General features: G+C 47.2%; 6 protein-coding genes. 5 read left to right on the forward strand and 1 reads right to left on the reverse strand.

Annotation, left to right across the window (positions count from 1 at the left end):
- The first annotated feature begins 297 nt into the window (after nucleotides 1-297).
- Nucleotides 298-3,837: an S-layer homology domain-containing protein gene (locus tag BMW94_RS08040; RefSeq protein WP_090996745.1), complete on the forward strand. Its 3,540-nt coding sequence runs from the start codon at nucleotides 298-300 to the stop codon at nucleotides 3,835-3,837.
- Between the two features lie 105 nt (nucleotides 3,838-3,942).
- Here the strand turns inward: BMW94_RS08040 and BMW94_RS08045 are convergent, their stop codons facing one another.
- Entirely contained in the window at nucleotides 3,943-9,300 is a 5,358-nt protein-coding gene (locus tag BMW94_RS08045) for a DUF7507 domain-containing protein (RefSeq protein WP_254790168.1), read from the reverse strand.
- A 231-nt stretch (nucleotides 9,301-9,531) separates the two neighbouring features.
- Here BMW94_RS08045 and BMW94_RS08050 point away from each other — a divergent pair, with 231 nt between their 5' ends.
- The 4 genes from BMW94_RS08050 to BMW94_RS08060 all read left to right on the forward strand — a co-directional run bounded on the left by BMW94_RS08050 (nucleotide 9,532) and on the right by BMW94_RS08060 (nucleotide 11,586).
- Complete coding sequence (locus tag BMW94_RS08050) at nucleotides 9,532-10,479, forward strand: helix-turn-helix transcriptional regulator (RefSeq protein WP_090996748.1); 948 nt, start codon at nucleotides 9,532-9,534, stop codon at nucleotides 10,477-10,479.
- 67 nt (nucleotides 10,480-10,546) lie between these two features.
- Nucleotides 10,547-10,795, forward strand: coding sequence for a DinB family protein (locus tag BMW94_RS31265; protein WP_368086902.1), 249 nt, complete (start codon nucleotides 10,547-10,549; stop codon nucleotides 10,793-10,795).
- Entirely contained in the window at nucleotides 10,796-11,083 is a 288-nt protein-coding gene (locus BMW94_RS31270; RefSeq protein WP_368086903.1) for a DinB family protein, read from the forward strand.
- Between the two features lie 26 nt (nucleotides 11,084-11,109).
- Nucleotides 11,110-11,586, forward strand: a complete 477-nt coding sequence (locus BMW94_RS08060; RefSeq protein ID WP_090996751.1) for an EVE domain-containing protein — start codon at nucleotides 11,110-11,112, stop codon at nucleotides 11,584-11,586.
- The last annotated feature ends 433 nt before the right edge of the window (nucleotides 11,587-12,019 follow it).

Below are 12,019 nucleotides of genomic sequence, written 5' to 3' on the forward strand. Positions count from 1 at the left end.
CTGCTAATTCTCTTCCTAATGCTCCACTAGCTGTGGTGGAACTTTCCTGAATGGTGAACAAAATCTGAATTTTATCCCACCCTCTTGCAACCTCTCTCTAGTACATTTCAGCACCTCAATATGGAGGAAGACAGAGCATGATCTTCATAGACATAGCAAAAGAAATCGTTAACGAAATGTAAAGCAATGCAGGGATATGTCAAATTTTTAATAGGCGCTTTCATTGCGTTGACCCTGCCCTCAAAGTTTCTTATATTTACTCCCGACACAACAACTCAGAACGGTGGTGGGATGATTTTGTTCAACAATAAAGGAAAGAAAATGCTCGCTATGCTTACGCTTATACCCTTGGCTACAGGAATGGTCATGGGTGCTTTTCCTGCGGCTGTATCCTATGCAGATGCGGGAGATAACACGCCGGTCAACAGCTCGGCAACAGGTTCATGGCAAACGGGCGATCTGCACGTACATACGTTTGAGTCGGATGATGCGCAGAATTCGCTGGAAAATGTACTTGACGCGGGACTGACGAAGTATGGTCTGGACTGGATCGCGCTTACGGATCATTTGCGGTTATCCAAGCGGGATCACAACGGTGTAGACATTCCAGGCGGATCGATTCCGATGTCCAAAGGGATGAACGAATATCAGGTGCCACAGATCAAGGCCCTTCAGGAAGCAGGCAAATACGCAGGCAAAACGATTTTCTCCGGTTTCGAATGGGACATGCCGACACATGAACACGTTGGTGTAGGGATTCTCACGGATGAGCCGAATTCGACCGAAGCGCTGGAAGCTGCGAATGAATTTGAGTATCGTTTTACCAATCGGGATGCAAGTTTATTCGATGCGGCTGACGTAGCGAATTGGGATCAGACCGGTGGACGTGCCTATACAACTCATCAGGATGCACTAGCTGCTATCAATTGGCTGGCAACCAAGTATCCAACGACGAGTTATGCAATGATCAATCACCCTTCACGAGGCAAAAACAAATATACCATCGCGGACTTCCGGGAGTTCAACGATCTGGCTCCACAAGTTGTTTTTGGTATCGAAGGTATGCTGGGCAACCAGATGGAACCGGATCGTGGCGGGTATAACACAAGCTACAACGTAGCCAATCCGACCGCAGATGATGGATACAAATACCGTACATACGGTGGTGTGGATTATATGGTCGCCAAGGTGGGCGGTCTGTGGGATGCATTGTTGGGAGAAGGGCGTCACTTCTGGAACTATGGTAATTCGGATTACCATTTCAAGACGATTGGCACCAATTCCAGCGGTTATTTTCCGGGCGAATATGCCAAGACCTATTCTTGGGTTGATGGTACAGGGATGCAAGCCGTGCTGGAAGGACTGCGTTCGGGGAAATCATTTTCCGTATTCGGTGATCTGATCAACGCACTGGACTTCACAGCTTCCGGTGCGGGTAATCAGGCTGAAATGGGCGGAGACCTGGGTGTGACCCAAGGTGACGAAGTGGAACTGAAAATCCGTTTCAAGAGTCCAACCACAAGTAACAATTATGAAAAACCTATCAACAGCGGCACGTCCGCTGAGCAAGTTCCAGAGGTAGATCATGTGGATCTCATCGTGGGAGATGTGACGGGCAAGGCCCAGAAGGGCACAGCCGCATATAACAAAGACACCAACGACTCTACCAAAGTGCTGGCAACCTTTACGTCCAACGATTGGACGACAGACGCCGAAGGCTACAATGTCATCACGTACAAGATCAAAGCCACAGACCAGGATAAGTATTTCCGTCTGCGCGGTACGAATCTGGGTATGAACGTTACAGGTGAAACCGTAAATGGTGAACCACAGCTTGATCCGAAAATTACAACAGCTGATGCAACGACTCGCTTCAATGAGATCAATGACAAAAACTATGGCGATCTGTGGTTCTACTCCAATCCGATCTTCGTGAGTGCCACACCTTACAGTGATGTACAGGCGGTAACAGATACGCTTCAAGCAATTGATCTGGGTAATCTGAACGCGGTCACTTCCGACCTTACCCTTCCTATGGAAGGGAAACATGGAGCCACGATTAGCTGGTCCAGCTCCAACCCGGAATTGATGGATGCACAGGGGAAACTTCTTACACAGCCTGAGAATAATGAGCGACTGGAATTGACGGCAACGGTACAACGTGGCAGCGAAACGGATACCAGAACGTTCACTGTCATTGTGGAAGGAACGAATAATCAGGTATTGGTGTTAAAAGGCAACATGACCACTGCTGACGGCCAGCCGTATCATACGGATACATGGACGAATCAGTCCGTAACGGTTAGTGTAACCAGCGCAGTATACGCGCCAGCCACTTCGGCGACCATCGAGCTGTCTCTTGATGAAGGCCAGACGTACGAGCCGTATTCTGAGAATGCACCTTTGGAGGTAACCGAGCCTGGAGAGCATAAGCTGTTATTCAGAGCGACAGACGATCTGGAACAAACGTATACTTTACCTCTTGTCGTAAAAATAGACCGTGAAATTCCTGTCATCACCCTGCAAGGCAGCAGCCAGATGACATTAACTGTGGGAGATAAGTATAACGAGCCTGGAGCACAGGCTACCGATAATGTGGGCATCCGTGGTACCGTGCAGGTTGACGGCAGTGTGAACACACAAGCGGCGGGGATCTACACCCTTCGTTATAACGTAAAAGATATTGCCGGCAATGCTGCACAGGAAGTCATACGTACGGTTACCGTACAAGCCCGATCAGGCAATGGTGGCGGGGGTTCAGGTGGAGATAATGGAGGCAACTCTGGTGGGAATTCTGGTGGAAGCACACCTAGCGTGCCAACAACGCCTACCGTTCCAACCACACCAACCAACCCGGATACGGGATCAGATTCAACTACTGAAGTGAAGGTAGAGGTTGAAGCGAATCAGCCAGTACAAACGGGTCTGAAAGACATCGTGCAATTCAACGCTCCATCGGGAGCCATTGGTTCCAAGGATACGCTTCAAGTGTCTGTGGTTGCCAAGGACAAGTTGCAGAATACAGCTTCCTTGAATGTACTTGGACAAGCTGTACAGATCAGCCGCAGTGGCGGAAGAACGTTGAATGATCAGGCGGTATTGAGCCTGAATGTGGATTCGGCAGATCTGCCTAACGGCACCCAACCTGCAATCTACTACTATAATGAAGCTCGTCAGAGCTGGGTATTTATCGGTGGTAAGATGAATGCAGCAGGAAGCATAACGGCCAATGTTAATCATCTGGGTACATTCGTTGTGTCCAGTTACACACCGGTGAATCTGTCTGACCTGAATGGACACTGGGCTTCCGACTACGCAGATCGTTTGTTGGGCATGAACGTGATTCAAGGTTACACAGATGGTACGTTCCAACCATCGAAGAAGATTACACGGGCAGAGTTTGTTACGTTGCTCAGTAAGGCGCTGGCATTGAATTCAGTGCAAACGGATCTGACATTTGCAGATCAAGGTAGTCTGCCAGACTGGGCGAAGAGCGGTATTGCCGCAGCCATGCAAGCTGGAATCGTGAAGGGCTATGGAGACAATACGTTCAAGCCTAATCAGACGATCACTCGTGCCGAGATGGCTGTGATGATGGCGAATGCATTGAAATTAAGTGCAGATGCACAAGCCGGAATGTCTGGTAATACATCCGTTAAACCAAGCTTCACCGATGCATCGCAGACGCCATCTTGGGCACAAGATGCACTGAATACAGCCGTTCAGGCCAAAATTGTGAGTGGATATACGGACCATACGGTTCGTGCAGGAAGTGAAACGACCCGAGCGGAAGCAGCGACGATGATCTATAATTTGTTGTTGGCCATGTACGTGTAAAAGCACAATATTTAAAGGAATTAAAACAAAGGTCATCCGGAGAGGGATGGCCTTTGTTTATTTTGCGTGTGACATCTTTATGAAAAGTCTGCTCTTCAGCGAAGCCTATTCCTCTTGTTCTATAATTTCAACATCGGTTTTATTAGAGGCTAGAAAAGAAGGTAACTGGGTGCCATCAGGCAGTGCAACGTTAAAATGTAATAAAGCCTGATTAAGCAACCTGCAGTATTCAGGTATGTTATGAACCAGCACATTAAATTGAACGTCTACCGTTCCTCCTGGGGCGATTGTACCCAGTGGAAGTCCTTTTATAACGTCTCCATCGGGTTGAAGCTGTCCGTTAACCACCACGCTGCCAGCAATAAAGGTGGACTCCGCTTGAATGACATCCTTCAGAATGACATCTGTCGCTGACAATAAGCTTGCGTTATGAATCAAAATTTTATAACGGAGATGGGAATGGACTTCAACCTCTTGTTTGTTAGCACTTTTGACAATGGTAAGCTGTGGAAAGCGGCTCGGAATCACCACTGTATTGGATTGCAATGAGCCTGCTGTTGCTTGGCCTTGAGCTTGGAATTTAGCTGATAATTGGTTGACGATATTTCCGTTTACGGGCTGGTTGATGACGATAACCTCAAACGTAACACTTGCAGTATGGCCCGGCTGAAGTGACGCAATGAAGATGCCTGCGGCCGGATTGGCTCCAGTAACCGGTTGTCCTTCCAGCCTTACACTTTCCTCAACAAAGCGGGTCCCGGTCGGGATCGAATCGGTTATCGTAACCTGAACAATTGTACTTCCCGTATTGGTAATGACGGATTGATACGTGATGGTATCGCCCACAACAACGGAAGTTTTGTCCGCTGTTTTTTGGAGGTTAATCAGTGTTGTCGAAGTGGAAGTCACGAGTACGTTGACGGCATTGGATTGGATGGTAAAGACCGTCTGTCCCAACGTATATTGAAGGTTCGCCTGATTTGTAATTTGGGAAAATGTAATGCCCGCGTTTACGCTGACCTGGAATGTGACCGTTGCAGTACCTCCTGGCGGAATCATGCCGAGGTTGATTCCGTTCGCAGGAATACCCGACGATGCCACTACTCCGTTAACGACGACACTGCCTGTAACAAATGTTGTTCCTGGGGGAACAGGATCGGTCAATACAACCGAACTTATAGGCGATCGATTATTATTGCGTATAAGGAGGGTATAGGTAATGACATCACCAGGCAAGGCATCCGTTCTGTTGGCTGTTTTGTTAATGGACACATTGGGATGGCCTACAAGAAGAGTGATTGGATCGGACTGTGAGGTGTCAGTAAGTGTTCTCCCGTCTGCGGTAAGGAACGAGAAGCTGGCAATCGCTTGGTTGATGATCTCGAAATTTGTTGGTATGGCGTTGATGCCCACCGAGAATGAAACCTGAACAATCTGCTCCGGAGTGATCTCACCCAAAGCAATGCCAGGAGCCGGGTTTGCTGCGGGCAAGCTGCTACCATTAGATATGACACTGCCCTGTACAAAGGTCGTACTGGATGACAATGAATCCAGCAAAGTCACATTGGCTGCAATATTCCCTGTGTTGCTCACGGTAAACAGATACTGAACCGTATCTCCGACCTGAACATTGGTGCTGGAGGCTGATTTGACAATGGAAATGACCGGGATATTTACAGGGGTTGTTACGGCATTGGACTGCACGGTATCTGTGAAATTTCCTGTGGTGAATTGTACATTGGCCTGATTGGTTACGAGGATGGGTACAGGCTCATTAATAACGCGATCATCGACGACAACTTGAAAAGTGACGGTTGCTGAGCCATTTTGCATGATCGAACTGATCGTAATACCTGCAGCCGGATTAGCATCGGGAATAACAGTGCCATCGACGGTAACACTTCCTGGGACAAATGTGGTACCAGCCGGAATGGGGTCTGTAAGCACAACATCAGTAATGGGTGTTGATACATTATTTTTGATCAGAAGGGTATAGGTGATCGTCTCCCCAATCTGAACATCCACTACAGGAACTGATTTGATCACTGAAACAATATCCGCAGCCGTTACCGGTATAGAGACTATATTGGATAATACGCTGTCACTGAGAATTCGACCATCGGGTACAAGGGCAACATAATCGGCTCTCGTTTGATTGTTCAGTACAGGCGGATCAGGTAAAGATGTGACTGCAGCCTGGAAAGTGACAACGACCGGAAATCCGGGTGATACGGTGCCAAGAATAACTCCTGTCACAGGACTGGCGCCACTCCAGCGATTCCCGTTAATGAACACACTGTTTTGAACAAAGGTCTCTCCTGGTGGCAACGGGTCAAATAAAATGACATCCGCATTCAAATTCCCCGTATTGCTCACGATTAGGGTGTAGGTAATGGTATCTCCCACAATAGCATTCAACTCGGAGGCGGATTTCACTATATCAATAATTGGCGCATACACAGGGATCGTCACAATATTGGACAAATTCACGATAGGCGTTGTTCCGACAATAAAATTGATGCTCGCTTGATCTGTCAAATTAAACGGGATGGGCAGAGGGACAGGCAGATTGGTCACACTCACCTGAAAGGTCACGACAACCTGACTATTGCCAGCAATGGTTCCAATATTAACGCCAGTGGAAGGATCGGCACCCTGGATGACCGTCCCGTTCAAGGTTACACTATTCGGAACAAGAACGGAGCCTGCCGGGATCGGATCAGAAAAAATCACATTATTGACGGGGAAGCTTTCAATATTTGCAATAACGATCGTATAGGTTATAACATCTCCGTCCACAGCATCGATGACATCAGCGCTTTTGGTTACAATCGGGTCTGGTGCGGATATCGGTATGATGATCTCATTGGAAGGGGAGCTTCCCGAAATGACACGTCCATCGGGTGGATTGAATGTGTAATCCGTCGTTGCCTGATTCGTTAACTGCTGATTGGCGGGCAAGGTATTCACGATAATCTGAAATGTAACGAACACGAAATCGCCCGGAGCCAGCGTTCCTAAGGGGATGCCTGCATTGGGATCAGCCGCAGGTAAAGGGATGCCATTGGCTATCACGGTTCCCGGTGCAAAAGCGGCATCTGGCGGAATCACGTCCGTAAGGGTCAGCGTTGCGGCAATATTGCCGGTATTCGTCACATTCAGCTGGTACGTTATCGTTTGACCAACGGTTGCAAAGGTGGGGTCCGAGCTTTTCGTTGTTGTGATCACAGGCTGATATACGGGTATGATCAAAGGATCAGAGAAGGACGCTCCCTCAAACGTGCCACTTGTAAAAGTAACCTGCGCCTGATCAACCAGCTCTGGCGGATCAGGTACGAAAACAACGGTAGTGCTGAAGGTGACAGTAACGGACACACCTGGACCAATGGTTCCTAGACTAACCCCTGCTACCGGATCAGCAGAAGGCTGAACAATGCCGTCAACGGTTACACTGCCGGGAATAAATGCCGAACCGGACGGAATGGCATCTGCAAAAACAACGTTATTAATCGGAGTGGTGTCTGTATTCGTGATGACAACGGTATACGTCAGTGTATCTCCAACAACAGCATCAATGGCACTGGCTGTTTTGGTGACACTGACCATCGGAGTTGATACAGTCACCGTCACCACGTTCGAGAGGGAGGAATCTGTAAGGATTCGACCATCAGGCAACTGTGAGGTGTAATCAGCGGTACCTTGATTATTCAGATCAAAACCACGTGGCAAGCCGATCACCACAACCTGGAACGTAATCGTAGTAGAACTCCCAATCGGAATGTTCCCGACGGGTATTCCGCTGGCCGGATTATATGATGGCTGAACAACACCGTTGACGGTCACGCTTCCTGGTACAAAGTTTGAACCGTCCGGAATGGGGTCTGTGACCGTTGTGAGTGCATCAATATTTCCAATATTGGTTACGACCAAGGTGTACGTAACCGTACTGCCAACCAGGGCATTGGCAGTATCCGCACTTTTGACAATCGCAAGATCCGGTTGAAAGACCGGAATCGTTACCGCGTTGGAGGGAACCTCATTGGAAATGATAGGTCCACCAGGTACTGTAGGTGCCGTATAACCGACCTTGGCCTGATCGAATAAACGAGGCGGTGTTGGTAAGGTGGTTACCTGTACTTGGAATGTAACGACAACAGATGCACCGGCCGGGAGGGAACCTACCAAAATTCCGGTTATGGGGTCCGCTCCTGGTTGTGACACACCATCAATCGTAACGCTATTCGCCACAAAAGCACTGCCGGCAGGAATATTGTCAAATACAACTACATCGGTTGCGTTCGATATGGAGGTATTTTGTACAAGTACGGAATAGGTAATCGTGTCCCCAACAATGGCGTCCTCTTCACTTGCCGTCTTGGTTGCTGTAATGACAGGTGTATTAATATTTATCTGAAGGGCGAAGGAATTAACCAAATAACCGTCTCCAGATGTTGTCAAACGTAGAAAAGCGGACGTTTGAGTATTTACAAGTGTACTGCTGACATCCACATTGGTGATATCCCACCCTTGTCGTCCGCCAACAATATCGGTTCCGGGCGTACCATTGATCTGATTCCGGTTGCCAAAGGTGCCTGTGGTATCCAATGCTCCAGTATCTCCGTTGATCTGGGAGGCAAAGAAATTGGTTGCAAAGTTGTTGGGGCCGGACAATGCACTGAGATTCGAGACGGTTGGACCAAACAGGGCCTGATCACCCGTTTTGTTCGCATCTCCCTCTTGTGCGGCGAGCAATGCGCGTCCTGATAAGGGACCAGTAAATGGCGTCGCAAAGCCCTCGATCGGTGTTGTGACCGGACCCGATGTGGAAAGGATCACATCCGCGCCTACCCGAATGGATAGATTTCGCAGGGGTAAGCCCGGATTGCGATAAACGACTCCTAGCGTCCAGCCTGCGTTATTCGAATTGGGATCGGGAATGGACAACGTTCCCACAACCCCGCCTGTTACATATGTACCGGTTCCTCCAGACCGAATGATATCCGTCACATCAGACGACCGCACGTATGCATAGGTTGTCGGGAATCCAGATGCCGTGGACAGAATCACTTCTCTGGCTGTAGCTGGATCGGGTGAGACCGTTGTTACACCAGCAGGTGTTGTCAGGATGACGTCTTTGTTAATAAAAGCCGAATTGTTCTCCTGGTTATCAATGTACGTTCCTCCCCAGATTAACTCCGCATAGAGAACCGTACTGCCCGCAGGCAGATTGAGAACCGCAGCTGAGCTGTTGTTCTGAAATACGTTGGTGGTTCCCGGCGGATAGGAGCCGAACTGCACGTTGGTATCCGTGATGATGTAGCCTCCAATACTGTCCACCGTACCTGGAACACCCACCGTATTGGACCGGCTCAGACCCAAAGTGTTACCTGTGAATGTTACGGCACCTGTATCGTTGATCACGTACCTTTCAATAAAAGCCACTTTTTTCACACCCTTCATCATAAATTGCACTCTAATCAATATATTTGGGCGAAAAAAATTTATGTTGAAGTACAGGCTTAATGTTGAGCAGGAACACAAACAAGATCCTTACCTACGGACATAGATACCCTTAACCCGATATTGATAAAGGGCTTTAAAGGTAACATCCGTTTTTTGACAATAAAGATTGTTGATACCTCTATTGTGATAGAATGAGTTAGGTTTGGATGATGAATGGTGGGGGCTTAGAAAATGAACAAAACGGAGCGGCAGCTTGCTATAACGCTTGAATTGCAGCGAAGTAAGATGATCAGAGCTGAGGATCTGGCATCTCAATTTGAGACAAGCATACGTACGATATATCGCGATATCCAGGCATTAAGTGAGGCTGGTGTTCCGATTATGGGAGCTCCGGGTCATGGTTATTCTCTAATGGAAGGATATTTTCTGCCCCCGGTAAGTTTTACAGCAGAAGAAGCCGTATCCTTGCTCATGGGAGCTGATTTTATCGAACAGAGATTGGATACAGAATACGCGATGGAGGCTAAGTCGGCTCAACGGAAAATTGAAGCGATCTTGCCAGAATCCGTTCGTGACGAATCCACACGTGTTCGGGAAACGATGCGACTGCTTCATACGGTTGAACCATTAACCCGAGCGCGGGTGAAAACATACCTTAACCAGATACGCAATGCCATTTTGGAGCAACGTAAAATCAGCTTCATGTACCTGAAAAAAATGCCAGGAACGGATGGCAATCGGTATAATATGCGTGAGGTTTCACCCTATGGACTCTCACTTGTTCAGGAGAATTGGGTATTGATTGCACGTTGTGATATGCGACAAGACATCCGCCATTTTCGTTTGTCACGCATGACTGAACTTTCCGTGCTGGAGGATCAATTCCTATTGCCACCGGATTTTGATCTAAACAGTTATCGACCTCCTGAGGATCGTAACGAACAAGTATTAATTCGGGCTAAACCTGAAATTGCTGACAAAATTATGGAGGCACTTCATTTTTATATGGATGCATTTGAGGAGCAAGAGGAAGGTGTCATTTTTCATTTTCGTGTCCGCTACCCGGAGGAAATATTGCATTATTTACTTGGCTGGGGTGGAGATATCGAGGTCTTGGAACCGGAGTCTTTACGCTTCCGAATGCAGGAAGTAGCCAAAAACATCTTAAAACACTACTGACATACACCTGTCAGTAGTGTTTTTTTATACTTTGATATATCACAGATCAAGAGGAGTGGGTTGAAGGATGAGGAGTACAACGGAAGTATTGAAATCATTTGAAACTGCTGTAGAACGATATTTGGCAGAACTGAAAAATTTGGATATGTCTAGCTTATATAAAAAACAAAGTGAAGAGGAATGGTCCATTGGACAGATGTATGTACATTTGATTCAATCAGCGCTTTTCTTGCATCTGCGTAATATTGAGCAGTGTTTGAGCAACGAGGATTCGGCGTTAAACTCGGGGGATGAAAAAACAGATCTGGGTAGGTAAGTGTTTGAATTAGGACAATTCCCGCCCGTTCCCGTTAAGGTACCTGCTTCCCCGCAGTACACCCCGCAACCACCCGAGAGCATGGAGTTCTTGATCAATGGGCTTCACGAGGTAGTGGACCGGATGAGAAGTACGGCATCTGTTCTACACCAAGCGTCCGTAAGCAACAAAATACTTCATCCAGCTCTTGGAGCTTTAAACGCTCAAGAATGGTTTTTGTTGATAGAGATGCACTACAGACATCATTTTTTGCAATTGGATCGATTGAAAACGAATCTGGAAATGTAAACGAGAGAAGGGAATGGGATGTATCCATGAAACCAAATCAGGATAGCAGATATTGGATTGGCGTTGTATCTGCTTCTCATGTGAATGTAGCCGTAGAGGGAGGTTTTGCGCAGCTGTGCCATGGCAAGTCAGCACTGTTGCGACAGATGTCCGCGGGTGATTGGCTGATATACTATTCTCCACGCACAGACATATCAACAGGCAAGCCACTTCAGGCGTTTACCGCTATCGGTCAAATTACCGACGACAGGATATACCAATATCAGATGTCGGAATCCTTCGTACCCTTTCGCCGAGATCTCCGTTATCTTTCGTGCCGAGAAGTAAAGATCGCAACGTTGTTAGACCAACTCAGTTTTACACGCGGGAATCGCAATTGGGGGTTTCCATTTCGTAAAGGCCATTTTGAAATTGGGGCTGAAGACTTCATGATGATAGCTTCCTCCATGTTGGAAGATGAGGCACAGTCACTACTGGATATTAGCTTAAGCCAGAAATGTTAACCAAAGCAAAAGGCCCATAGATAGTCTATGGACCTTTTGGTTTTATGGATAATCATATCCTCCACCGTTGATATTACAATTGCGAATAGACATTCCATTATTTTACTATGGGTATGGTAAACTGTCGATTGAAACTTATTAGATGAGATTGAATTAAAATAAATTATAGGCCATCTAACAGGATGGTCTTTGTTGCTATTAAGGTTTAAATTCAAGTGGAAAAGTCAATTGTTTGCTAAAAGATCACGGGGCCCGTAACGATGCCGTAACTAGAATCTTCGCATTGGTTCGAGTCACCATGTCGTCTACGTGTTTGTTAGTTAAATTCGTAAAGAAGCGTTCGAGCTTTCGTGTTTAGCGGACTTTATTTGCATGTAGTTATACCAGTGTTATATTAACAATACAAGATATTAATGATGAAGGATGAGCATGG

It is taken from the genome of Paenibacillus sp. OK003 (genome assembly GCF_900109515.1).
Taxonomy (GTDB): domain Bacteria; phylum Bacillota; class Bacilli; order Paenibacillales; family Paenibacillaceae; genus Paenibacillus; species Paenibacillus marchantiae.